The sequence below is a fragment of the Halorhodospira neutriphila genome (genome assembly GCF_016584055.1).
GTDB classification, from domain to species: domain Bacteria; phylum Pseudomonadota; class Gammaproteobacteria; order Nitrococcales; family Halorhodospiraceae; genus Halorhodospira; species Halorhodospira neutriphila.
This window is the reverse complement of record NZ_NRSH01000004.1, coordinates 18631-43395: the sequence shown is the minus strand read 5'-3', so window position 1 is coordinate 43395 and position 24765 is coordinate 18631. Positions and strand designations below refer to the sequence as shown.

At 71.4% G+C, this 24765-nt stretch carries 17 protein-coding genes; 8 read left to right on the top strand and 9 right to left on the bottom strand.

Annotated elements, in window-relative coordinates; genetic code table 11:
- The 5 genes from CKO13_RS00925 to CKO13_RS00905 form a co-directional block, all read right to left on the bottom strand.
- Nucleotides 1-1676, bottom strand: a 1676-nt coding sequence (locus CKO13_RS00925; RefSeq protein ID WP_207132033.1) for a DUF2207 domain-containing protein, incomplete at its 3' end; no start/stop codon positions are given.
- Nucleotides 1677-1824: 148 nt separating this feature from the next.
- Nucleotides 1825-2310 (bottom strand): hypothetical protein, encoded by a 486-nt coding sequence (locus tag CKO13_RS00920; protein WP_200255923.1) that lies wholly within the window; start codon nucleotides 2308-2310, stop codon nucleotides 1825-1827.
- Between the two features lie 96 nt (nucleotides 2311-2406).
- Nucleotides 2407-3618 (bottom strand): MBL fold metallo-hydrolase, encoded by a 1212-nt coding sequence (locus CKO13_RS00915; RefSeq protein WP_200255921.1) that lies wholly within the window; start codon nucleotides 3616-3618, stop codon nucleotides 2407-2409.
- A 152-nt stretch (nucleotides 3619-3770) separates the two neighbouring features.
- A complete protein-coding gene (locus tag CKO13_RS00910) occupies nucleotides 3771-5372 on the bottom strand; it encodes a BCCT family transporter (protein ID WP_200255919.1) in 1602 nt (533 codons plus the stop codon).
- Between the two features lie 123 nt (nucleotides 5373-5495).
- A complete protein-coding gene (locus CKO13_RS00905) occupies nucleotides 5496-7403 on the bottom strand; it encodes a sensor domain-containing diguanylate cyclase (protein WP_200255917.1) in 1908 nt (635 codons plus the stop codon).
- 215 nt (nucleotides 7404-7618) lie between these two features.
- Between CKO13_RS00905 and CKO13_RS00900 the strand changes: the two genes are divergently transcribed.
- Entirely contained in the window at nucleotides 7619-10099 is a 2481-nt protein-coding gene (locus CKO13_RS00900; protein WP_200255908.1) for a DNA/RNA helicase domain-containing protein, read from the top strand.
- 60 nt (nucleotides 10100-10159) lie between these two features.
- Here CKO13_RS00900 and CKO13_RS00895 read toward each other — a convergent pair whose 3' ends face one another.
- Together CKO13_RS00895 and CKO13_RS00890 are read right to left on the bottom strand one after the other, a co-directional pair.
- The gene (locus tag CKO13_RS00895) at nucleotides 10160-12700 is read right to left on the bottom strand and encodes a DUF2357 domain-containing protein (protein WP_200255905.1); all 2541 of its coding nucleotides are present in this window, start codon (nucleotides 12698-12700) and stop codon (nucleotides 10160-10162) included.
- A gap of 3 nt (nucleotides 12701-12703) precedes the next feature.
- On the bottom strand, nucleotides 12704-14515 hold the full coding sequence (locus CKO13_RS00890; RefSeq protein ID WP_200255903.1) for an MrcB family domain-containing protein: 1812 nt from the start codon (nucleotides 14513-14515) through the stop codon (nucleotides 12704-12706).
- 282 nt (nucleotides 14516-14797) lie between these two features.
- Here CKO13_RS00890 and CKO13_RS00885 point away from each other — a divergent pair, with 282 nt between their 5' ends.
- The 4 genes from CKO13_RS00885 (at nucleotide 14798) to CKO13_RS00870 (ending at nucleotide 21604) form a co-directional block, all read left to right on the top strand.
- A complete protein-coding gene (locus CKO13_RS00885; RefSeq protein WP_200255901.1) occupies nucleotides 14798-16024 on the top strand; it encodes a DUF6361 family protein in 1227 nt (408 codons plus the stop codon).
- Nucleotides 16024-17844, top strand: a complete 1821-nt coding sequence (locus CKO13_RS00880) for a phospholipase D family protein (RefSeq protein ID WP_200255899.1) — start codon at nucleotides 16024-16026, stop codon at nucleotides 17842-17844. The genes CKO13_RS00885 and CKO13_RS00880 overlap by 1 nt, the downstream gene beginning before the upstream one ends.
- The gene (locus CKO13_RS00875) at nucleotides 17841-21023 is read left to right on the top strand and encodes a helicase-related protein (protein WP_200255897.1); all 3183 of its coding nucleotides are present in this window, start codon (nucleotides 17841-17843) and stop codon (nucleotides 21021-21023) included. The genes CKO13_RS00880 and CKO13_RS00875 overlap by 4 nt, the downstream gene beginning before the upstream one ends.
- 356 nt (nucleotides 21024-21379) lie before the next feature.
- Nucleotides 21380-21604: a hypothetical protein gene (locus CKO13_RS00870; protein WP_200255895.1), complete on the top strand. Its 225-nt coding sequence runs from the start codon at nucleotides 21380-21382 to the stop codon at nucleotides 21602-21604.
- 17 nt (nucleotides 21605-21621) lie between these two features.
- On the opposite strand, the gene CKO13_RS00865 is transcribed toward CKO13_RS00870, so the two are convergent.
- Nucleotides 21622-21882 (bottom strand): hypothetical protein, encoded by a 261-nt coding sequence (locus tag CKO13_RS00865; RefSeq protein ID WP_200255893.1) that lies wholly within the window; start codon nucleotides 21880-21882, stop codon nucleotides 21622-21624.
- Nucleotides 21883-21907: 25 nt separating this feature from the next.
- Between CKO13_RS00865 and CKO13_RS00860 the strand changes: the two genes are divergently transcribed.
- From CKO13_RS00860 to CKO13_RS00845, 3 genes are all read left to right on the top strand, one after another.
- Nucleotides 21908-22435, top strand: coding sequence for a transposase (locus tag CKO13_RS00860; RefSeq protein ID WP_200255891.1), 528 nt, complete (start codon nucleotides 21908-21910; stop codon nucleotides 22433-22435).
- Nucleotides 22436-23025: 590 nt separating this feature from the next.
- Nucleotides 23026-23628, top strand: a complete 603-nt coding sequence (gene wrbA / locus CKO13_RS00850; protein WP_200255883.1) for an NAD(P)H:quinone oxidoreductase — start codon at nucleotides 23026-23028, stop codon at nucleotides 23626-23628.
- Entirely contained in the window at nucleotides 23625-24002 is a 378-nt protein-coding gene (locus CKO13_RS00845) for a DUF2069 domain-containing protein (RefSeq protein ID WP_338034549.1), read from the top strand. The genes wrbA and CKO13_RS00845 overlap by 4 nt, the downstream gene beginning before the upstream one ends.
- On the opposite strand, the gene hda is transcribed toward CKO13_RS00845, so the two are convergent.
- On the bottom strand, nucleotides 23929-24654 hold the full coding sequence (gene hda / locus CKO13_RS00840) for a DnaA regulatory inactivator Hda (protein ID WP_200255881.1): 726 nt from the start codon (nucleotides 24652-24654) through the stop codon (nucleotides 23929-23931). The genes CKO13_RS00845 and hda overlap by 74 nt on opposite strands.
- Nucleotides 24655-24765: the final 111 nt, after the last annotated feature.

The following is a 24765-nucleotide window of genomic DNA, read 5'->3' as shown; positions in this document are numbered from 1 at the left end:
CCTCCGCCCCCGGCGCCGCCGGGAGCGCCGGGGGCAGGGCCGCCGCCGGCGGTGTGCGGAAAGGCCGCCTGGAAGAGCGCATCCGCGACGGGCTCGACATCGGCGACGCGCGCCAGGTCGGCGCCCTCGGCGGCCCCCTCCTCGAGGAGGAGCCAGGCGGGCAGCACGGCTGCGCCGCCGAGCTGCGCCGAGCGCATCGGACGCAGGACCTTGTGGGACCACGCCCGCAGGTTGCGATCCGGGTCGATCGCCAGCCAGGGCAGGTGCTGGAAGAACGCCTGGGCCGCCTCGCCCGGCGCCTGCCCCTGGCGGTTGAGCAGGGCCTGGTGGATTGTGCGCAAGTGCCGGCGTACGCCCTGGACAGCCTGCAGCCCTCGTTCCGTGGTCTCGTAGCGCCGGTAGGCCCGCACTATCAGCACCAGCGCGACACCCGCCGCGAAGCCGCTGATCAGCGGCGCGGCCCAGCCGACGCCCCAGGCGAGTCCCGCCGCCTCCCAGCCGGCGGGGAGGGCGCTCCAGACGGCCTGGAGGGCGGCTGCCCCGCCCATGAGGGCGGCGGCGAGACCGCCCAGTACGGTCGCGCGCCTGCGGAGGCGGCCACGCTCGGGCTCGGAGAGCCTCTGGAGGAGCCCCTGAGCCGTGAGGACCTGGCGAGCCGCCGCTCGCGGCTGGCGATCCTCGCTGGCCCGCTCCAGGAGCTTCTCGAGCTTGACCGGCCCCTGCTGGCACTCGGCCAGGATCCGGGCACCGAAGGCGTTATCCGCCGCCTCCGGCGCGGCGCACGCCACGACCGCCGTCTCCCGGGACTTCCACAGCCTGCCCGCCCGGTGCTGGCGAAGCTGGAGCTGCCCGCCCTCCGCGAGCCGGAAGAGGGCCGCGACGTAGCCCTGGCGCCAGTCCCGGCCGGCGAGCACGGCGAGCGTCTCGGGCGCGAGCTGCTCCAGCGGCTCGGACGGCGCCTCGCCGGGCGTACTGCGCCGGGCACGGCGCCGTCTGTGTGCTACCCAGGAGGTCGCGCCCCAGCCGCCGAGGCCGGCCAGGAGGAAGCGGAGCACCGGGTCGCCGCGCTCCCAAGGGGTCTGGGGAGGTTCGGTCGCCCCCTCTTGCAGGGCGGCGACGGCCGGGAAGCCGACCTGGACCTGGAAGCGCTCGCCGGGAGGGACCTGGTCGCGGTGGAACCGGAGCTGCCAGGCCTTGGTCCCCGAGTCCACCGCCGCCGCCGGCGAGGCCGCCAAGGCGGCGGCGCGCTCTGCAAAGCGCCGCGGGAGCTGGACGCGGACATCGACATCGCGGACCGGCACCGGCCAGTCCGGCCCCACGGCGTCCCAGTCGACGCGGTGGCCGCCCTCTGTCGCGCGGAGCGCGCCTTCGACGGTGTAGTGCAGGCGGTAGGTCGCCGCCGCCTGGCGCTGCGGGAAGTCCCAGCGGATGCGCCACTCGTCGCTGCGATCGGCCAGTGCGGCCTCGCGGACCGCGGCGTCGGGGCTCGTGACACCCTCGAGGCGCAGGTCCGCGATCCCTGCCTTGGGGATCGTGCGCTCGCCGTAGGTGAACGAGCCTTCCGGATAGGCGTAGCGGATGGTCTCGGTGATCCGGTACGCGCCGTCCGCAGCGACCCGCAGGTCCACATCGTAGTTGGGGATCGTGAAGCGCTTGGCCCCAGCGGCTTCCATCATTCCCGTGGTGCCGAGGGCCACTACCGCTATCCCTGCGGCGATCCCAAGAGCTCGTCCTGCCATGCGGGCTGCCCCTCAAGCTGCCGGACCTCCCTCCTCAGTACACCGCCATCGCCCCTCACGGGCTACGTCCATGCGCGGAAAGGCCTCAGGAGCAGAGCCGCTCAGCCCCGGCGCGAGGGGGGTCGGGCTGGAGGCTTTCACCGAGTTGCCTGGTCAGCTCCCAGGTATCGCCGGTGTCGAATAACACCGGTCCGCCGGCTTCCACCAATAGCTCGCCCGGCCCACCGGGCCGTCCCCGCACCGTCACCTCCATCTTCGCCAGCCGGATGGAGAAATCCAGCCACGGCGAGCCACGGCTAAAGCGCAAGGCGTCCCTGCTCTCCTCGTCTTGGTCCCGGCCAAAACCGAACGCCGTCAATCGCGCCTCGACCTCCTGCCAGGGGGGCAGCTCCGGCAGCGCGAGCCGGTACTTGGGGAACCAGACGAGACCGGGTTGATGGGCGCCAGGCTGGCGATAGGGGCGCTTGCGGTATAGGCGGAGGACGATGGCGATCGCCGCGCCGGCGCTCACCAGCGCTGCGAGGATCCCGACGACGATCCCGGCGGTGAAGGGCCCGATGGCGGAACTCATAGCGATACCCTTCTGCTTTGCTGGCTCCCGAGCGAGGGGGAGCGACCCCGTCGACCTCAACAGGGCCAGCGGCGTTGGCGCCGCCGCCGACCCGTCTCAGGCGGCAGCGGCCTCGCTCAGGGCGCACACGTTCTTGCCGACCTCCAGGCGCCGGGCCTCGGCCTCGTCCGGCTGCGAGAGGCCGATGTTGATGCGCTTGATCTCGACGTAGGCATCCGGGAACTCGGGGAGGCTGCTGAGGATGTAGTCCCGGAACGCCTCCAGGCTGCCGTCCGCCTGGCGCAGGCCGGCGTTGCCGCGGCGCAGGGCCCCGAGCTCGGCGCAGAAGCGCCCCTGGTCGTCGGCGGCGCTGGCGTCGGTGGCGTGGCCGGGGAGGACCACCGTGGCCGGGTCCAGGAGCAGCATACGCTGCAGGGACTCGTGGAAGAGCGGGGTCCACGCCTCCGCCGCGCCGCCCAGGTCCGGCCGGGCGATCGACTCCAGGAAGATGCTGTCCCCGGCGATCAGGTAGCGATCCTCGAGCCGGAAGGCGACCATGCCGAGGGTGTGGCCGGGGACGTGGAGCGCGTGCAGCGCCGTCCGCCCCACCGGTACGGCCTCGCCCTCGGCGAGGGCCGTGAAGTCGATCCGCGCCGGGAGCATATCGAGCGGGTGGATGCCGTCGAAGGGGTGCAGGCGGTAGGGCACGCCGTGGCGCCGCGCCAGCTCCGGGCCGCCGCTGATGTGGTCGGCGTGGGCGTGGGTGTCCAGCACGGTCGTCAGCCGCGCCCCGTGCTGCTCGATCAGATCCTCGTAGACGCCGACGTGGCGGTTGGGGTCGATGACCGCGGCCTCGTCGCCGCTGATGACGACGTGGCTGACATCGCCGCGCGCGGGGCGGACCACCTGGTAGAGGCTGTAGCGCTCGTGCTCGCCGACCCGGCGCCAGTAGTAGAAGTCGCCCCAGGCCTCCATGCCGCCCTCGAGGTTCAGGGCCGGGTAGCCCAGCTCCCGGAGCCCGTGGGCCAGGTGCTCCGAGGTGTGCCCCTCGCCGCAGACCGTCAGGATGGTGCGGTCGCGGGGCAGGCGCTCGGTGAGCTGCTCGCGCACGCCGCGGATGACGGCGGCGTCGACGTCCTCCTCCTCGTCGTCCAGCTCGAGCAGGTCGAAGTAGGGGACGTTGAGGGTGGGCGGCGTGTACGGCCCCTCGACGCGCCAGCGCTGGAACTCGTCGGGGTTGCGGACGTCGAGGATGAACAGCGGCTCGTTGCGGAGCAGGCGCTCCCAGGCGGCCGCCGGGCTCCAGGTCGTCGCCGTCGTATCCAGCATGGTCGGCCTCCTCTTCCGGGGTGCGGCAATATGTCCAGCCTTGTCCCTATTGTGGTGCCCGGCTGGCGGGACGCTATATCCCGGAAGAGGTATGAATTAGAAAAGAAAAAAGAGGGCCGCCTCCAGGGCGGCCCGCCGGCGAGGTGGCCCGCTCAGCGCCGCGGCGGCGGGATCGTCCCGGCCTCGTTGTCGATGACCGGCTCGTCGCCATCCGCCAGGTGCATCGCCATGCGCGGCGCGTACCACAGCGACGGCAGGAGGATGAGCGAGACCGGCACGGCGGTGACCACGATGAACGACTGCAGGGCGGTGATACTGCCCTTGCCCATGAGCATGAGGATCATCGCCATCACGCCCAGGACCAGGCCCCAGAAGACCCGCAGCCAGGTCGGCGGCTCGTCGCCCTCGCTCATGGTCAGCGAGATGGTGTAGGTCATCGAGTCCGAGGTGGTGGCCACGAAGATGGTGGTCAGCACCAGGAACAGCACCGCGATGACGGAGCCCATGGGCAGCTGCTGCGCGATGGCCATCATCGCCGCCGGCAGGCCGGCCTCGTTGTACGGCCCGGAGACGGCCCCGGCATTCGCCAGCTCGAAGGCGATCCCGGAGCCGCCGACGATGGCGAACCAGAAGCAGGTGGCCACCGGCGCGAGCACCGACATGGCCAGCACGATCTGCCGGATGGTGCGGCCGCGGGAGATGCGCGCCACGAAGATCGCCATGAGCGGCCCGTAGCCGATGAACCACCCCCAGAAGAAGACCGTCCACCAGTCCAGCCAGGCCGGGTCCTCGCGGAAGGTGGCCATGGGCAGGAGGTTGTCGACGTAGGTGCCCATGCCCTGGACGAAGCCGTCGACGATGAACGCCGTGGGGCCGAGGACCAGGATGAAAGCGGCCAGGAACAGCGCCAGCACGACGTTGAAGCGGCTGAGCAGCCGGATGCCGCGGTCCAGCCCGGTGATCGCCGAGAAGAGGTAGATCGGGATCACTCCGAGCAGCACCGCCGCCGGCAGCCAGGTGCTCTCGGGGATGCCGAAGAGCGCGGTAAGCCCGTAGGCGACCTGGAAGCCGAGGAAGCCCAGCGGCCCCACCGTACCGGCCACGACCGCGATGACGCAGAAGGTGTCGACGAGCGCGCCGGGCAGGCCGTGCATGACGCGCTCGCCGAGGACCGGGTAGAGCAGCGTGCGCGGCTTCAGCGGCCAGCCGCGGTGGTAGTGCAGCTGCATGAGCATGCCGCCGGTGAGCGCGCCGAGGATGGACCAGGCCAGGAAGCCCCAGTGCATGAAGCTCTGCGCCAGCGCCGGCACCGCGGCGCCTTCTTCGCCGCCCTCGATGCCCAGCCGCGCGGCGAACAGCGGCGGCGTGTCCACGAAGTGGGCGATGGGCTCGGCGGCCGCCCAGAAGACACCGCCGCCGGCGAGCAGCGTGGCCATGATCATGGCCAGCCAGGAGAAGTTGCCGTAGTCCGGCGTGCTGCTGCCCACGCGGAGGCGGCCGAGGGGGCTGAAGGCCATCACCAGGGCGACGAGGAAGGTCGCCAGCATCAGCAGCTGCCAGTAGGCGCCGAAGTACTGCGTGGCGTAGCCGAAGCTGGTGTCGACGATCCGGCTCAGCGCGTCCAGGTCCAGCGCCGCCAGACCGATGAAGGCGAGGACGAAGCTGCCGGAGAGCAGCATCACGGCCCGCTCGTTGCCGCGAACCTGCCGCTCGGGCACGTACTGGTGACTAGCCGCCTGGGGGGTATCGGCCATGGGGCTCAAGCTCTCCAAAAAAAAGAGCGCTGAACTCTACGCCTCTGGCCGGGTGCGTTCAAGCTAAGGCGCGCTATCGCGGAATGGCCGCCTCGTGCTGCGCAGGCGCTATAGCCGGGGTCCTCAGCCGGTGGACCACCGGTCCCGGCCGGCCTGCTTGGCCTCGTACATGGCGCTATCGGCTGCCTTGAAGAGCGCGGGGATCTGCACCTCGCCCCCGGCGCGCACGGCAATGCCGAGGCTCAGGGTAGGCGGCTCCGGCACGGGACCGGGCAAGGGCATGCCTCGCACGTCCGCGCGCAGGCGCTCGGCGAGGCGGGTGGCGGCCTCGTGGCTGGTCCCCGGCAGGAGGACGGCGAACTCGTCCCCGCCGAGGCGGGCGAAGAGGTCCCCCTCCCGGAGCCTGTACCGGCCCAGCTCGGCGATCTGGCGGAGCAGGGCATCCCCGGCATCGTGCCCGTAGGTGTCGTTGATCGCCTTGAAGTGGTCGACATCGAAGACGATGAGGGCGACCTGCTGGCCCGTCGCGTGGGCCCGCTCCGCGACGGCCTCGGCCGCGGTATCGAAGGCGCGCCGGTTGCCCGCCCCGGTAAGCGGGTCGCGCTCCGCCATCTGGACGAGGGACTCCCGCTCCTCGACCTCCTTTGTGACATCGACCAGGAACCCCTCGAGCTCGAGATCCCCGGCCCCGCCGGCGGTCGTGTCCTCCCGCAGGCGGGCCGTCATGGAGATCCAGAAGGTCTCGCCGCACCGCTTGAGGAACTGCATCTTGCGGTTGCGGACCTCGCCGTGGGCGAGGAGCTCCTCGAGGAACCGGTCCCGGTCGGTGCCGTCGGCGTAGAGCTCGCGCACGGATACGATCTCGCGCATCGCCTCGTCCTGGGTGTAGCCGAGCAGGGACGCGCAGTGGGGGTTGATATAGAGGAGCTCGCCCTGGCGGTTGGTCTTGAAGAAGCCGACCGGGGCCTGCTCGACGAGGAAGCGGAAGGCGCGCTCCTGGGCGAGCCTGTGCTCCGCGGTCCGCCGGGCCTGGTCCAGGACCTCGTTGAAGCGCTCGTTGAGCAGTGAGAACTCGTCCCGCGTGCGGAAGACCTCCTGCAGCGGGGCGTCCTGCTCCAGGGTCCTCTGGAAGTAGCCGGCGAGCCGGTAGGCGCGCGAGGCGGTGCGCCCTACGAGCAGGGAGGTGATCCCGCCGCCGATCAGGAGGATCAGGACCGAGGCGACCATGATCGGCTGCAGGAGGTCGGCGAAGGACTCCGCCAGGTGCGGCCGGGGAATGGTGACACTCGCGCGCCACCCGTTGGACATCGGCTCGCTGGAGGCGACGAAGAGCTCCTCGCCGCTCGGCGGGAGCCTGTCCCGGCCGATGTAGGCGGCGTCGGTGCCGATGAAGGGCCGTCCCGACTCGTCCACGAGGAAGACCGAGCCGCCCGTGGGCAGCTCGATGTGCTCGAGGATGGCCTTGAGCCCGTCGAACTGGATATCCGTCGAGATGACCCCGATCCGCTCGCCGCCCTGGTCGATGGGCGCGGCGGTGCTGACCACCGTCTCGCCGGTGATGGCCTCCTCGTACGGGGATGTCCAGGCGGGCCCGCCCTCGGCGCTCATCCCGGCCTCGTACCAGGGGCGCCCCCGCGGGTCGAAATCCTCCGGGAGCTCGCCGTCCGGGTAGTACTCGATCGTCCCGTCCCGGAGGCCGTAGTAGATGAAGAAGTAGCCCCGGAGCAAGTCCTCGGCGACCCGCCACTCCCGGGCGAGGGCGTCGAAGGGGACCTGCCCCTCGATCCGGCGCTCGAGGGTGCGGCTATCCGCAAGGGTCTCGATGGCCTCCCGCCGCGGCGCGATCCAGAGCTCCTCGATGGTGCTGGCCGTGAGCTCGACGATCTCCTCGGCCTTGCGCTCCTGCTCCTCGATGGCCACGCCGCGCGCGCTCTCGAAGGCGATGAGCACGAGCATGAGCATCAGGATCCCGCCCCCGATGGGGACGAGGATGGTCAGCAGCAGCGGGCGGGAGAGCCGGGGGATGCGCATCAGGGTCCTTCCAGGCAGCGTTGCCGGGGTAGCGTGCCGGCGAGGGCGGCTACGCCCACGGTCGAGGTAGTCGACCATAGCCGCTGCCGGGGGTCTGGTAAATGCGTGGTCGAGCGGGGCCCCGGCGGGCGCTGTGGTTCGGCCCTGGCTCCGAGCTGCCTCGCGGCCTCCCCAAGGCTTGACGGCGCGCTGCCAACCGCGCTTTGCTCGCGGGAATGCGGGTCTACCAGGCGGACAAAGGGCAGTTCCTCGAGGATGTCGGGCGGAACGTCATCGAGGAGCGGGTCCTCGAGGCCCTCCAGGCGAGCGGAATCGGCGGCGTCTCCCCGCGGGAGATCGACGCCTTCCAGCAGTCGCTCACCTACATGAAGAACGTCCTCGAGCCGCCCTCGATCCCGGCGGATGCCAGCGTCGCCATCGAGTACCGCATCCCGCAGACCGCCAAGCGCATCGACTTCATCCTCTCCGGGTACGACGAGCAGGACCAGGCCAGCTGCGTCATCGTCGAGCTCAAGCAGTGGCAGGAGGTCGAGCCCACCGACAAGGACGGCATCGTCCGGACCTTCCTCGGCGGCGCCCGGCGCGAGGTCCCGCACCCCTCCTACCAGGCCTGGAGCTACGCGGCCCTGCTCGAGGACTTCAACGCTGCCGTCCAGGAGACGCCCATCCGGCTGCGCCCGTGCGCCTATCTCCACAACTGCAAGGATCCGACCCTCCAGGACCCGCGCTACCGCGAGCACCTGGCCGGGGCGCCCGCCTTCCTGCGTAGCCAGGTCGGTGACCTGCAGGGCTATATCGAGCGCTACGTCCGCCAAGGGGACCAGCACCAGGTCCTCAACCGCCTCGAGCAGAGCCGGATCCGCCCCTCGCGCGAGCTCGCGGACACCCTGGCGCGGCTCATGCGAGGCAACCGCGAGTTCGTCATGATCGACGACCAGAAGGTCACCTACGAGGCGGCGCTGGAGGTGGCCGAGCTGGGCCGGCGCAACGGCAAGCAGGTGCTGATCGTCGAGGGCGGGCCGGGGACCGGCAAGTCCGTGGTCGCCATGAACCTGCTCGTCGAGCTGATCCAGCGGGGGCATGGGGCGCAGTTCGTCACCCGCAACCGCGCCCCGCGGGAGGTCTACAAGGCGCGGCTCAAGGGGACGCTCCAGGTCAAGCGCATCGACAGCCTGTTCCGCGGCACCGGCGGCTTCGTGGGCAGCCGCCGCGATGGGCTCGATACCCTGATCATCGACGAGGCCCACCGCATCGTGGAGAGGGACCGCTACGCGGGCGCGGCCGGCGAGAACCAGGTCAAGGAGATGATCCGCGCCGCCCGGGCCAGCGTCTTCTTCATCGATCCGGCGCAGCAGGTCACCTGGCAGGATATCGGCTCGATCGATGAGATCGAGCATTGGGCCGCCGAGCAGGGCGCCACCGTCCACCGGGCGGTGCTCCAGTCCCAGTTCCGCTGCAACGGCTCGGACGGCTACCTGGCCTGGCTGGACCGTGCCCTCCAGATCCGGGACACGGCCCAGGAGGACCTGACTGGCCTCGACTACCACCTGGAGGTTGTCGACGACCCCAATGAGCTCCGGGATCGCATCCGCGCCCACGATGCCGCCGGGCAGCGCGCCCGCCTGGTGGCCGGCTACTGCTGGGACTGGGCCAGCAAGCAGGATCGAGAGGCCTGCGACATCGTCCTCCCGCAGGGCTTCGCCATGCAGTGGAACCTGGCCGATGACGGCCCCCTCTACCTGGAGAAGGCGGGCTCCGTGGACCAGGTCGGCTGCATCCACACCGTCCAGGGCCTGGAGCTCGACCTGGTGGGCGTCATCATCGGCCCGGACCTGGTCGTCCGCAACGGCCGGGTGATCACCCAGCCCGATGCGCGTGCCCGGACGGACCGTTCGCTCGCCGGCTACAAGACGGCGCGCAAGGAGGCCCCGGCGGAGGCCGAGGCGCGCGCGGACGCCATCATCAAGAACACCTACCGGACCCTGATGAGCCGCGGCCTGAAGGGGTGCCTCATCTACTGCACGGACCCGGAGACGCAGGACTACTTCAGGGAGCAGGTGGCCCGGGCGATGGCGTCCCAGGGCGACGGGGCAGAGGCGCAGTCCCTGGCCTCGGGAGCCGAGGCCCGGGCGGAGGTGGCAGCGGCGGAGCCGCAGCCCTCGGCGGAGGAGCCGGGGATCGTGCGGCTGAGGCCGCGGGCGGAGCTGGGCCCGGAGGATCGGGCCGTCCCCTTCGTCGACCTGCCGGCCGCGGCGGGCCGCTTCGCGGGCTACGAGCTCGCCGCCGGTCTCGAGGGCGGCGCGGGCCTGTCGTCGTTCGAGACCTGGGCGGTGCTGCCGGAGCCCTTCGAGGCCAAGCCCGGCTACTTCGTCGCCCGGGTGGAGGGCGAGTCGATGAGCCGCCGGATCCCAAACGGTGCCTACTGCCTGTTCCAGGCCAATCCGGGCGGCACGCGCAACGGCCGGGTGGTGCTGGTGCACCACCGCGATATCCAGGATCCGGACCACGGCGGTGCGCTGACCGTGAAGGTCTACTGGAGCGAGAAGGTGGACGACCCCGAGACCGGGTGGCGGCACGGGCGGATCACCCTGGCTTGCGACACGCTGGAGGCGGGGTACGAGGATATCGTGCTGGAGGAAGAGGCGCTCGAGGACTTGAAGGTGGTGGGGGTCTTGGTGGCTGTCCTGAGCTACTGAGGCGGGCTGGGATGTGCCTTTTCCTCATACCGTTTTTTCATAGGTTCTGGGAAACGACGTTCACGGCGGTTCGTCGTCCAGGGGCCTGACTAGTGCCTCCGCCGTTGCCTCACGGGGCAGCTCCCACCGGGTGCCGTTGGTGCCCACCACCTCGAAGCGCTCGCCGTCTAGGTAGTGGGCCCGGCGTCCGCCGATCTGGAAGGCGGCCCGGCCGCGCTGGCCCGCGGCAGTGGGATCCCGTGGCGGCAGGGCCCGGAGCGTTGGCTCGGCGCCCCGCGCCCGGAGGGCCTCGTAGAGGGCCCATTCCGAGGCGGATTCCAGGAGGAGCTCAGTGACGGTGCGAGCCCGCTGGAGAGCCAACCGCGATGACCAGCGGTTCGAGGAGAAACGCTGCCCACGGCCGTTTTGTCGGTTGAGGATGGGCGACTCCAACGCTTGCAGCGGTCCCAGGTGGTAGAGCACCTGCAGCTCCTCGGTGCCGCGCTGGGCTGGCCAAGGCGTGTCGATCTGCTCGCGGGGCAGGACCTCGATATCCGTCACTTCCGCCCAGTGTGTCACGGCCCCCGGTTCGTCCCCGGGGCGAGCCGAGGCGGGCGTGTAGAACGCCACGATCTTGGCCTGATGCTGGCGGGGCTGGCTGGGCGTCCACGGCGTGTAGTAGCGCTGCGCCCGGGCGATCCAGTCGAGGTGCGCCCGCTCCGCCCGCGGGCGCAGGACCGCGATCAGGACCACTTCCGCCGCGGCCCGGTGCCAGGCGTATCGCTGAAGCTCGGCGCTGTGGGGAACCACAGCCTCCGCGGTGCGCCACCCGGAGCGCTGGAGCACGTGGCGCAACCACTGCCGAACCCAATGAGTCGAGCCGGGCAGGAAGGGCAGGGCGCCGATGCCGAGGCGCTGCAGTCCCTGCCATAGGCGCGTCCGGTCGAAGTCCGCCGCGGCCTCGGCGTCCAGAGGATAGAGCGCTGTCCCCTCGATTACCGTTCGCTGGGTCGCCGGACGGCCCGAGGCTGTTGCGCTACTGGCGCTCGACTTCTCCTGCTCCAGGATGGCGTCGCGGTAGCGGTGGAGGACGTTAATGGCATCGGCAGGCGGGCTGGCCACGCCGAAGCGGCGGTGGGTCTCGGTGTCGTCGTCGACGCGGTACTTGGCGTCCAGGACCAGCCGCACCGTGGGCCAGGCCGGATCTTTCAGGGTCAGGGCAAAATCGGGCTGCTGGGGGAGGAAAGCACCTCCTTCCTGGAATTTCGGATTGTAAACGACCTCGAGGCGACGCTCTCCGGGGAGGTCGAAAGGGACTGTATGGGTTCGTCCCCGCGCCAGGCGTACCCGCAGGCCGTCGGCCTGGATGGTCAGGAGCTGGTCGGCCGGGATCGGCTCCTCCAGCACCTCCGCGACCGTCTGCAGCAGGGCCAAAAAGCACCAGTACTCGTAGAGCTGGTGGATGTCCTTGACCGAAAGGTCCATGGGCCCGCCGCGGATGCTGATGCCTCGGCGCAGGGTCAGCAGGGCCTGGTAGGCCTCCTTGTAGCCCGGGGCCCCTTGGAGCCGAAGCGAGGCGAATCCGGGAGGTGGCGGAGCGCTGGCCTCGGCGAGTGGCTCCAGGCGCTCCAGGTTGGCGATTCGGCGCTCCAATGCCTGGAGTTCGACAAGGGCCTGACGGTCGCGCTCCGAGCCCCCGTCCGATCCTGCGCGGCGACTCTGGCGCTGGCGGCGGCGCTCCTGCTGAGCGATGTGCGCCAGTTGTTGGCGTACCCGCCTTAATTGCTGCGCCAGCCACCGGTGCTCCGGGGTGTCCAGTGATGGCACGGGGCGCTGCTCCGGCAGGCGCTGCCGGACCGGTAGGCCTCCCTGGACTTGTCCCGCCCAGCCACCTCGGCCACGACCGGTACGTAGGGCCCGCCGTACACGGGCGTCGGGCCGGCGAACGGCCTCGGCGCGGACCGGGCGTTCCTGACGCCGCAGGCTGCGGATGGGGTGCTGTGCCACGTAGTTCAGGGCCTGCTCCAGCTCGCCGATCTGGTGTCGGAGCAGGGCGAGCCACTCCAGCCGGCCGCTGCGGTGCTGGCTTGTCGTGGCGCTGCCGTGATGGGTGGCGCGCAGGTACTCCAAGGCTAGCCCGGCGGCGAGGGCGTGGACCTCCTCGCGCATGGCTGCGTAGTCCGCGCGGTAGGCCATCTTGGCCGGAAAGACCTCGATCTCGAAGTCGAGCTCCGGCTGCCCGTCAATCTGCACGCTAAAGCGGCTCAGCCCGACCTGGCCACCAAAGTGGATGTGGCCGTAGACCTGCGCCTGGCCTGGAGCAGTATGGAGATGGGCGAGCAGCGTGGGATCCCGGTGGCGGAGCTCAACGCGCCGTCCGTCATGGCTGCTGAGCCACAAGTCATAGGTCGTCTCCTCGAACAGGGGTGGGCCCGCTGTCTCCGCCGGGTTCTGCGCCACGGCGTCGGATACGCCGGCGCGCGCTGTACCCGGCCCGAGGGTGATGTCCCGCCGCTGGGGCCAGAGCCGCAGCGTCCCCGAGGCCGCTACGGCGTTCTCCGGCATGGGGCCGCTCCAGATCAGTATTACCCGATCCGTCTCGATGCGGAACAGTCTACCCACGGCTCAGAGCCAGTACGACGTAAAGCCTTCCGCCAGCAGCCGGTCCCACATCAGACACGTCCGTGCTGCTAGCCCTGGGTAGCGGGCATCGGGGACCCGGCTGGGCCGGCCGGTCTGGGCCCAATGGTCGAGGAGGTCTTGGGCCTCGTCCTCCTCGGTCCACTCGGTGCCCCGGTAGGCCCAGCCGAGGATACCGAGCAGGACGCGCTGGACGCTGGTGCTGCCGCCCACGATGCGCGGGAGGATCTTCATCTGCAGGGCCAGGTCGAGTGGATCGATCGGCTCGTCTGTCTCGGTGCGGAAGAAGGAGCGGAGCACCTCGGCGTGGAGGACGAAGAGCGCGACCTCATCGCGGGTGCGGTAACCGACCTGGAGCTGGGCCTGGGTGAGGATGCGGTTAAGCGCGACCAGCTCGTCGATGGCCTCCTGGATCCGGTCCCGCTCCGCCGGGGTGAGGCCATCCAGCTCGGCGAGGCGGGCGGCCCGTGGCTGCCAGGCGCTGACCGGCCACGGCTGGGGGCGCGGGGCTTCGTCCCGGCTCTGAGGCGCCCAGCGCTCGAGCGCCACCTCGGAGAGCTCGAGGGTGAAGGCGCGGTCCAAGACCTTGCGGGAGAAGCCGTGCGCGCTCTCGTCCATGTTCACTGTGCCCACCAGGGCCAGGTTGGACGGCAGGTGGACCTGCTGCCACTCGGCATCGCCCGCCGGGAGCGTGCCCTGCAGCAACGGAGTGCTGGCGTAGCCGCCCCCGGCGGCGGGGCGGCGATCCTCGATACGGCTGAGGACCTCCGCGAAGTAGTGCTCAACGCGGGCGAGGTTCATCTCGTCGAGGATCGCGACCTCGTGGACGTCGTCGGCCCCCATGGCACGGTGGGCGAGCTCCAGTAGCGCCCCCGGCCGGAAGGTGCCCTGCAAGTCGGTGTAGCCGAGGACGTCGGCGCTGTCGGTCCAGTCTGGGCGGACCGGGATGAGCTCGGCGCTGCCGCCGGTGTGCTCTGCCACCAGGCTCGGCAGCTTGGACTTGCCGGTGCCGGTGATGCCCGCGAGGATGACGAACGGCTTGGTGCGCAGGGCCGTCACGTACTGCGCCAGCTGCCAGTCGGGGTAGACGTAGCCCTCGGCCTGGATTTTGTCGCGGAGCTCCTGGAAGCCGGTGGCTAGCTCGAACGTGCTGCTCGGCGGTGGTTCGGCTTCCAGAGCTGTGTCTCCCGACGAGGAGTGGATCGCCGCCGGATCGCCAACGATGGTGCGGCGCAGGTCCGAGTGTATGTAGACCTCGTAAGCTTCCAGGAGCGCTTCTAAGTCGGCGAAGAGGGTGTCGTCTTCCGGTAGCTCGCCTACCTCGTAGAGGCGGTAGGCAATTGTGGAGTGTTCGTAGGCTCTACCGAGATTGCCCCGGGTGCGCAGGTCGATGGCTCCCTCCGTCCGGAAGCCTGAGGCGGAGGCTGGGAGCAGTCCCGCCAGCTGCTTCGCTCGGCTTCGTAGTACTGAGCGGGCCTCCGGGGTCCCGTGCTGGCGCTGGAGATCGGTCACTCCCTGATTGAAAGTCAGATAGACCCCGGTCATGTCCTCGCGGAAGAGGTAGACGACGTAGACGCCGTGTTGCGTGGTGTTCGTCTCCCGCTCATCGAGGAAAGTGAGCCACGGTACCCGCGCCCAGTTGCCACGGCCCACGGACCAGGTGACCCGGAGTGAAGGATGCCGCTGGATGACCGGATGTGTCTCGAGGAGCTGCTGGAGCTGCTCGAAAGTCTGCCAGAGGGTATGTTCCTTGCCGAAAGGCTGACTCGCCCGGCGGGCGTCGGCATAACGGGCCAAGATGGTAGCGAAGAGTTCTTGCAGGCTGGCAGAAGAGTTCGGCATCGTGGCCATGGTTCCCGAGGGTCCTTGCGTATCTTATGGGAAACGGAACTCCGCGGGCGATCGTACCAGGAGTCAAGTGCAACAGCCCCTTTCCCTGGGTGACGAGGGGGTCAAGGGCATGTGAACCTCCATTTAGAGTGAGCGCCATCTTGGCAGCATTGCGGAGCAATCATCCGCCTTCTTGGGCGCGGCCCGTCAAGGACAGGACTCACTCGAGCTTAAGGATAAGGACGCCACATGACCGCTACCCCCGCCTCCCTCACCTGGCTCGACCTCACCGCCTCGGACCGCGACAACGTCCGCCGCGTCCTCGACCTCTTCGAGGAGCAGGGCACCATCGACGAGCTCGGGCTCGGGGCGGTCCGGGACTTCTTCTCGGACACGCTGTTCCCGGGCACCTCCACGCTGCACACCCGCCTGCGCTACGTGCTCTTCATCCCCTGGCTCTATCGGCGCCTTGAGGCGCGGTATCGGCAAGTCCAGGACATCGCTGCTGAGGCGCGGGCGGAGGAGATCCGGCTCATCGAGGCGCTCCTCAGCGGCGGCGAGGAGGAGGGCGTCATCGGCGCGGTGGCGCGCGAGCGGCTGTCGCGGCTGCCGAGCCAGGCGTACTGGAGCGCCCTGGTGCGCTGGGGCCTTTTCGGCCCGCGCCAGAGCCAGGGGTGGTACCACCGGCACTTCAAGCGCCTCGCCGCGGGGCTCCGCTCGGCCCGCCCGGACGACGCCGGCGAGCTAGAGGCACCGGAGCGGACCTGGCATCCGCAGCTGCCGGGGCCTCCGGAGGGGCTCCTGGAGACGGCGACCTTCGCGCTCACCGCCGAGGAGGCCGGGTTCCTGCGCGACCGTATGGAGTCCGCGGTCCCGGGCAGCCTGCTGGCCCACCTGGTGCGCGAGGGCTCCACGGCGCTGGGCGATGCGCGGTGGCTGTGGGAGGCCCCCGAGGTCGGGCAGGCGCCCGGATCGCTGCGCGAGCTGGTGGCGATGGCCCGGCGCTTCTCCCTGCACATGGAGGGCGCGCCGCTGCTCTACAACCTCTATCTCGCCGAACTCCGCCGGGAGCGCCACGGCGACCCGCAAGGGGTCGACGCCGGGCACATCGAGCGTTACCGCGAGGCGCTGGCGCGCTGGGCGGAGGCGGAGGAGCGGGAAGACCCCTTCGATCCGGAGGCGCTGTGGCAGCTGGGCGCCCGGCACGGGGCGGCGTTCAAGGAGCCGCTCAAGCGCTTCGTCGCCGCCTGGTCCGAGGGGCTCAACCGCCACGGCGCGGCGGCGGTCGCGGACAGCGGGCCGCTCCGCGACCTCGTGGCCCAGCGTGAGCGGGCGCTGAAGGGTGCCCGCGCCCGCGTCGTCAATGCCAACCGCCTGGATCAGTGGCGGGGCGGCGCCGGCGTCGGCCGGCTCGACTTCCGCTGGCCCAATGTCCGCCGCCTGCTGGTGGACCTGCACGAGGGGCTGGCGGCCTGATGCTGTCGCCCGACGCCCGCCAGGTAGCGACGGAGATCCTACGTCCGCCGGCCGGCTACACCCTGGACCGCACGGTGCTGACCAGCTACAGCTTGGACCTGGAGGTGGTCCTGGCGCTGCCGCTGGCGGTGCTGGCGCAGTCCGATCGGGGTGTGGAGGAGCTCCTGGAGGACCCGCTGCTGCTCCTCGAGGCGCTGCGCGAGGCCTCCGGCCGGGTGCAGGTCTTCGTCGACGCCTCGGGCATCGCCCTGCCACGGGTCCAGCGCGAGCTCTACGCCGCCCTGGAGGCCAGCGTCCACCCGGTCCGCGCTCCCGGCGAGGGCGTCTTCCACCCCAAGGTGTGGGTGGCGCGCTTTACCGGGGAGCAGGACGGCCGGGTCCTGCTGCGCGTCGCCGTCGCCTCCCGCAACCTCACCTTCGACCGCTCCTGGGACGTCGCCCTGGTCAGCGAGGCCGAGCCGGGTGCGGAGGCCGAGCCGGGTGCGGAGGCCGAGCCGGGTTCGGAGCCCCTCGCCGCGCTGGTCCGCGGTCTGCCGGGGCTGGCGGTCCAGCCGCTCGCGCGCCCGCTGACGGAGGACCTGGCGAGCCTCGCCGAGGAGCTGGGCCGCACCCGCTTCCCGGCGCCGGAGGGTTTTGATGGCGCCATCGACTTCCACGTCCTGGGCCTCGGGGGCCCGCGCGGGGCGCCGTGGCGGCCGGTCACCGAGGCTGACCGGGTGCTCGCCGTGGCGCCGTTCGTGGACCGGCGCGGCCTCGACACCCTGGCGGCGAGCGGGGCCGGCTCGCTGGCCCTGATCGGCCGCGACGAGGCCCTGGATGCGCTGCCCGAGGGCACCCTGGCGCATTGGGAGGACGTCCAGGTCCTCCAGGAGGCGGCCCTGGCGGAGGCGGACGACGGGACGGTCGGCCGCTCGGCCGGGCTCCACGCCAAGCTCATCGCCGCCGAGCGTGGCGGGCGGGCGAGCTGGCTCATCGGCTCCGCCAACCTCACGCGTGCCGCCTTCAGCGGCCGCAACGTGGAGGTCATGGCCGAGCTCAGCGGCGCCGCCGGCTCGGCCGATTCCGAGCGCGGGGTCGGTATCGACCGCTTCCTCGCCGGCTTCCAGCGGCTCTGCACCCCTTACCAGGCCTCGCAGCGGCCCGAGGCCGAGGACGAGGCGGCCGCGGCCCGGCGCGAGCTCGAGGCGGCACGGGACGACCTGCTGGAGCGCGATCTGGCGGTCCGCTGCGAGGCCGGCGAGGCGGTGTGGCGCTGGCGGCTGGCGGGGCAGCTGCCGGAGCGGGAAGGCGTAGCCATCGACGTCTGGCCCGTGACGCTGCCGGCCGAGCAGGCCCGCACCTGGCCCGAGGAGCCGGCCTGGGGGCTGTCCATGCAGCAGCTCACGGCCTTCGTCGCCTTCCGCCTGCGCTGGCTGGAGGGAGAGGAGGAGCTCGAGCCGGTGACCCTGGTGGCCAAGCTGCCGGCGCAGGGGCTGCCCGAGGCGCGCATGCAGCGCATCCTGCGCACGGTGATCGACTCGCCGGAGCGCTTCCTGGCCTTCCTACGCGCCCTGCTGGGCGGCCTGGAGGACGTCGCCGACTGGGCCCTGGAGCGCCCGGCGGACCCGGATAGCGCCGGCTGGGGCGAGCGCCTCGAGGCCGAGACCCTGCTGGAGGATCTGCTGCGGGCGGCCGCCCGGGAGCCGGAGCGCCTCGAGACCGTCCGCCGGGTGATGGACGACCTGATGGCGGACGCGGAGGGCCGCGAGGTGGTGCCGGAGCAGCTCCGCGCCATCTGGCAGGCGGTGGATGGCGCGCTGCAGGAGGAGAGCCAGCGATGAGCCGTCCGGATCCGGAAGCCATCATCAGGCCGCTCAAGTCCTTCCAGCGCCGCACCGTGGAGCACGCCTTCCACCGGCTGTTCACGGCGCCGGACAGCACGCACCGTTTCCTCGTCGCCGACGAGGTGGGCCTGGGCAAGACGCTGGTCGCCCGCGGCATCATCGCCCGGGCGCTGGATCACCTGTGGGATCGGCCGGACCGCATCGACGTCCTCTACATCTGCAGCAACCAGAACATCGGCCGCTCCAACCTCCCCAAGCTCCAGGTCACCGGGGACACGGAGGACGCCCAGGCCACCACCACGCGGCTGACCCTGCTCGCCACCGAGCTGGCAGGCAGGGCCCAGGGGGAGGGACTCTCGGCCCGCAAGGTCAACTTCATCAGCTTCACGCCCGGCACCTCCTTCAACATGGGCCACGCCGAGGGCAAGGCGGCGGAGCGCAGGCTCCTCTTCCAGCTGCTCGACCGCCTAATCGAGCAGCGGGAGGGGCTGATGAACTTGCTCCAGGGCTGGGTCCAGGATCCGCAGCGCTGGCGCGGGACGCTGGCAGAGCCGCTGCCGCTGGAGCCCGAGATCGCGAGGCGCTTCCAGGAGCGTGTCGCCGGGGAGGCGGCGCTCATGGGCGAGCTGGAGGCGATCATCGAGCGCTGGTTCTTGCAGCCCCTGGAGGCGTACCCCCCGGAGGCGCGGCAGGCCCGCAACCGCCTCATCGGCGAGCTCCGCTACCGCCTGGCGGAGGTCTGTATCGAGGCCCTGGAGCCGGACCTGGTCATCCTCGACGAGTTCCAGCGCTTCAAGGACCTGGTGAACCAGGACGAGGGGGATCAGGCGCCGTCGACGGTGCTGGCCCGGCGGCTCCTGCAGACGCGCACAGAGTCCGGTAAGCCGGTGCGCACCCTGCTCCTCTCGGCCACGCCCTACAAGCTCTACACCCGGGATCCGGAGCTGGAGGGCGAGGACCACTACGCCGACTTCCTGGCCACGACCCGCTTCCTGCTCGACTACGACGAGCAGCGCGTGGCCGCCCTCCAGCAGGCCTTGTCGCGGTTCAACAGTGAGCTACGGCGCGCCGCGGCCGGGCAGGGGCACAACGTGCCGAGCGCCCGGGAGGCGGTCGAGGGGCACCTGAGAGCGATCATGGCGCGCACCGAGCGGGTGGCGGGCAGCGCTGACCAGGATGCCATGGTGGCGCCGTCGGGCGGCGGGCAGCTGGAGGTCCAGCCCGTGGACGTCCGCCAGTACCTCGCCGCCGAGGCCTGGTTCCGCGCCGCCGGGGCGCGGGACCCGCTGACCTTCTGGAAGTCGGCGCCCTACCTGCCGCACTTCATGCAGGGCTACCAGGTCAACGAGCAGGTCCGCGAGCTCCGGGAGCGGCAGCCGGATCGGCTCCTGGCGGTCCTTGACCAATATACGGATGCCTTCCTCGACCGGCAGGCCCTGCGAGCGTGGGATCGGGTGGATCCGGGGCACGCCAAGCTGCGGGAGATGGTCCGGGAGGAGCTGGATACGGGGGGCTGGAGACTCCTGTGGATGCCGCCCTCGCTGCCGTACTGGCCGCTGGACGGGCCCTACGAGGGGCAGGAGGAGCGGACGAAGACGCTGCTCTTCTCGGCCTGGAACTTCGTCCCGGATGTGGTTAGCGCCGTGCTCAGCTACGAGGCCGAGCGCCGGATGCTCGCCGGGCAGAGCGTGGGCTACGACGATCTGCCGAGGCAGCTCCTGCAGCTCCCGACCCAGGAGGCGACCCGCTCCCGCCACCGCCTGCTGTTGCTGCTGCTGCCGTGCACCAGCCTGGCGGACCGGGTGCACCCGCTCTCGGCGCCGGCAGACCGGGATGCGCGGGCGTGGGCCCGCGAGCAAGTGACCGGCCTGCTGGCGGAGGTGGCGGAGCAGGGCGATCCGCAGGCCTCCGAGGACGCGCGCTGGGCGTACATGGCGCCTTTGCTGCTCGATCCGGGGCTGAGGGCGTTCCTGGCCGATTGGCGATCCTGGGATGCCGGCGACGGGGGGCGGCCCCAGTCGGAGAGCTTCGGCGACTACCTCAGGGACCTGATGGATCTGGACCCCGCAGGCCTGGGCCGCCAGCCCCAGGGCCTGGTCGACCTGATCACGGATATGGCGCTCGGCGCGCCGGGCGTCGTGGCCGCCCGGACCCTGGCCGGTGCCGGAGCGTACGATCCCGAGCAGGGCGATCCTGAGCCGGGGGTTCCCGGGCTGGACGAGCCGACCCGACGCGCCCTGTCGGCCCGGCTCGCCATGGCGTTCTGGCGCCTGTTCAACCGGCCCCCGGTGATCGGGCTGCTGCACCAGCTCTACGGCCGCGGCCATGGCGAGGACGGGGGCGCCTACTGGCGCCGCGTGATGCAGTACGCCGTGGCCGGCAACCTGCAGGCGGTGCTGGATGAGGCCTGGCACCTGGCCTGGGAGCAGCACGGCTGGGCCGAGGGCCTCTCGGCGGACGAGGTAGCCCGCAGCTGTGTCGAGGAGCTCGCCGCGCGCATCGAGCCGCGCCCCTCGCGCGTGCACGCCCAGTTCCCGGAGCGCGAGGGCAGCGGCGATTTGGCCTGGCCCGAGCTGCGGATCCGCACGGTCTTCGCCCAGCGCTTCGGCGATCAGCGGACCGAGGAGGGGCGGCTGAGCCAGGACGAGGTTCGCGCTGCCTTCAACAGCCCCTTCCGGCCCTTCGTGCTCACCAGTACCTCCGTCGGCCAGGAGGGGCTCGACTTCCACCCCTGGTGCCACCGGCTGGTGCACTGGAACCTGCCCGGCAACCCGGTGGACCTGGAGCAGCGCGAGGGGCGCATCCACCGCTACAAGGGGCACGCCGTGCGCCGGAACGTGGCGGCGCGCTGCGCTGACCGGGCCCGGGCCCACTGGGTACTGGGCAAAGACCTGTGGGCGCTGCTCTTCGAGATCGCCGATCAAGAGGCGCAGGAGGAGGGTGCAGACGACCTCGTGCCGTACTGGATCGCGCCGGGGCCCTACCGGATCCAGCGCCGGGTGCCGACCCTGCCCTACACCCGGGAGGTCGCCGCCTTCGAGCGCCTCAAGCACCAGCTCGCCACCTACCGCGTCGTCTTCGGCCAGCCGCGGCAGGAGGAGCTGCTTACGCTGCTCGGGCGCGCGGAGCTCGACCGGGCGGATCTGGAGGCGTGGACGGTGCGGCTGCGGCCGTAGCCTTGGGGCAGGTGCCCATTGCTGGTCCCCAGGCGGTCGTTCAGCTTGTGGGGTGCGGGCTACCTGCAGCGGCTACTTTCTCAAGACTGGGAGGCAGATGCCGGGGATTGGATCCATTTCGGGCCTGCAGAGTCGGGGGTGTCGTTATGTATGCTGCAATCGGGACGGTCTTTCTCGGCGGCGTTATCGCGCTTTTGGCCGGCGGCGTGGCGGTGGCCCCTCGGGTTTACCGGCAACGGCCCTATCGGGAGCCCGCTGCCCACGCACCCCGGTTCGTCTGGTTCCCCAAATACCGACTCCCGCTGGCGGAGGTCCCGTCCTGGCCAGAGGTAGAGGCGCGCTTGGCGAAGCACGGATTGACCCGGAGCGACGCTGGCGAGGGCAGGGACACCCTGCGCTTCACGCGCGGCTCGCCGTGGCAGGATTTCTCCATCCGCCGGATGAAGGTGGACGTCACCGTGCAGGGCCAGCCCGCGGGACCCGGGGAGGTGTTCGTGGAGGCCGGCGGCTTCGCTCTCTTCGATACCGGCGACACCTGGCAGCTGACCCGGGAAATCGCCGAGAGCCTCCAGGCCGCCTAGACCCGGGCCCGCTGCGATCAGGGCGGGAAGATGAGGGGGCGGACCCAGGAGTGGTAGGAAAGGCCGGCCAGGAGGATACTGGCGGCGAGGCAAAGCTCCTGGACCCGCGGCGGGGGGCGCTGGTCATCGCTGGCGAGGAGTGCCTGGCTATACCCCAGGCAGAGCGCGATGGCAACCAGGGCGAACCAGGCCATGGCGACGGTGACCTGCGCGACAAGGCCCGGCTCTCCCCCGGCATAGGCCGCCACGGCGAGCACCGCGCCGGCCGTTGGCGCCACCGTTGCCGCGATCCGGCGGTATTGCTTGCCGGATCTATTGCTTTCTGATGATGATGCCCTCTATCTTGTGGGCATGGTGCATGACCCTCTGACCCTGCAAGGCTTCCTGGAACTGGTGCCGGATGAGGCGCATGCTGAGGCGTTGTTCCTGTCGGCGCGCTGGCCGGAGGGCCCGGTCTGCCGCTGGTGCGGCTCCGTCGGCAACGCACGCCGACTGCCGGGGCGCAAGATGCTGTTCCACTGCCGCGACTGCGGCCGGGCCACCTCGGCGCGCGCCGGGACGCCGATGGCGGCCTCTCATCTGCCGGTCCGGACCTGGCTGACCGCGATGTTCCTGATGGCGTGCTCATCCCAGGGCATCTCGGCCCGGCAGCTCGGCTTCCGGCTCGGCCTCCAGTACCGGACCGCCTGGCACCTGTCGCACCGGATCCGCCGGATGATGGCCAGCGACGATCCGGTGCTGCGCAGGGTCGTGGAGATGGCCGAAACCGACGTGGATGGTGACCTACCCGCGTGCCCGGAGCACGCGGGCGACGATGATTCCGGACGCTGACCGCATGACGGCCACGGCCATCCACCGCACCGACCTGCTGCCCACGGCGGTGAACGCCGGCAAGGAGGCCGCCGTGCGCGAGCCGCACTGCGGCTGGGTCGAGAAGGCCTGCCGCCGCAGCCAATCCGAGTTCCGGTGCCGCTGCTGCGGTCGCCGAATGCACGCCGACGTGAATGCGGCCCGGAACCTCAGGGCGAGACGTTCTTGCCCCGTCATGGGGAATCCGCGCCGCGGCCGGCGTGCCGTCCTCGGCGAGGCGCTCCGGCGCTTCGCCGAGCGAAAGCCGTGTTGCCCCCCAGAGCGACGCGGCGCCCCCCTGGGCGGGGCTCCAGGAGTGATCCGGCTCGGCCTGATGCGCGGGCGGGCCCGGGGATCACGTTGCCGAGCGCGCACCCACAAGATCTTGTGGGTCGAAGCGCAACGCAATAGTGCCCATGCCCTTCCCTCGATAGCAGACAGATCGATCCGTCGCCGCGGAGCCGGACCTGGCGAGCCGGCACCGGATCGTCCCGCTGGGCCCTTCTGCGCCCGGCCGATGAGCACTATCCTAGGGAGACAAGGCCGCAGGTCCAGCCTAAGCGGAGCCGCCCTTGCCCCGGATCCTGGTGCTCTACTACAGCCGCGCCGGCGCCACCGCCGAGATGGCCCGCCACGTCACCCGCGGCGTCGAGGAGGTCGGCGCCGCCGAGGCCCGGCTGCGCACGGTCCCGCCGGTCTCCGCCGTCTGCGAGGCGGTCGCCCCGGTCGTGCCGGAGAGCGGCGCCGCCTACGCCGAGCTCGGCGACCTCGAGGCGTGCGACGCCCTGATCCTCGGCTCGCCGACGCGCTTCGGCAACATGGCCGCCCCGCTCAAGCACTTCCTCGACACCACCAGCGGCCTGTGGCTCTCCGGGGCGCTCTGCGGCAAGCCCGCCGGCGTCTTCACCTCCACCGGCAGCCTCCACGGCGGCCAGGAGTCGACCCTGCTGACCATGATGCTGCCGCTGCTCCACCACGGCATGTACCTCGTCGGCCTGCCCTACTCCGAGCCGGCGCTCGCCGCGACCCGCAGCGGCGGCACCCCCTACGGCGCCAGCCACCAGGCGGGGATGAACGCCGACTGGCCCCTGACCGACGAGGAGCGCACCCTCTGCCGCGCCCTCGGCCGCCGGGTCGCCGGGCTGGCGGCGCGCCTGGCGGAGGCCCCCTCGTGAGCCGCCTCCAGGCCGCCCATCGCCTCGCGGTCACGGCCTTCCTCGCCCTCTTCGCCCTGATGGCCGCCTGGCTGCTCTGGCTGGACCCGCCGGGCGAGGCGCTGCGCTCCATCGCCCTGCTCTCCCTGCTCGGCCCGCTGGCGCTCACCCTGCGCGGCGTCCTGCAGGGCCGGCGCTACACCGTGGCATGGAGCGCCGTGGTAGTCGTGATCTACTTTGTCCACGGCATCACCTACGTCGCCGTCCCCGGCCCCGGCCAGGCCCTGGGCGCCCTCGAGCTCGCCCTCGTGGCGGCCTACTTCACGTCTGCGATGGCGTATCTCCGCCTGGCGACAGCCGCGCGGACAGGATCTCGCGAACAAAGGGCACCGTGAGCCGCCGCCCGGCCGCCAGGGAGGCGCGGTCGAGCTCGTCGAAGAGCTCGAGCAGCCCGGGGAGCTGGCGCGGTACCCGGCGGATGAGGTAGCGCGCCGTGGCCGCCGGCAGCTCCAGGCCGCGCTCGCCGGCGCGCTGGTGGAGGATCTCCAGGCAGGTCGCCTCGCCGGGCGGGAGCATCTCCACCACCACCCCCCAGCTCAGGCGCGAGCGCAGATCCGGCAGGGCGAGCGGCAGCTGGGCCGGCGGCTGCCGCGCCGCCAGCAGCAGGGCGCAGCCGCTCTCGTAGGCGCGGTTGAAGAGGTAGAAGACCGCGTCCTGCCAGTCCTCGTAGCCCGCCAGGGCGTCGAGCTCGTCGAGGGCGAGCAGCTCGGCCCGCTCCAGGCCCTCGAGCATCGCCGGCCCGTGCTCGAGCAGCTGCTCGAAGGGCAGGTAGACGGCCAGCCCGCCGCGGCCGGTGACGCTCCGGCACGCCCCCTGCAGGAGGTGGCTCTTGCCGATGCCCGCGGGGCCGTGGAGGAGCAGCGCCGGGGCCGGCCGCTCGCCCTCGGCGAGCTGCGCCACGAGGCGGGCGGCCTCGGCGTTCTCCCCGGCGACGAAGCGCTCGAGATCGGCCGCGGCGTTCCAGCGGATATTCAGCGGCAGCTGCACAGCGTCCCCTCTCCCTGCCCGGCGGTGGCGCCGTCATTGGAGGGCCGTTGTCACGGCCTGTCAACCGCGCTTGCCTATCGCCGAGGAGTTGATAACCTGCCCGCCGTACCC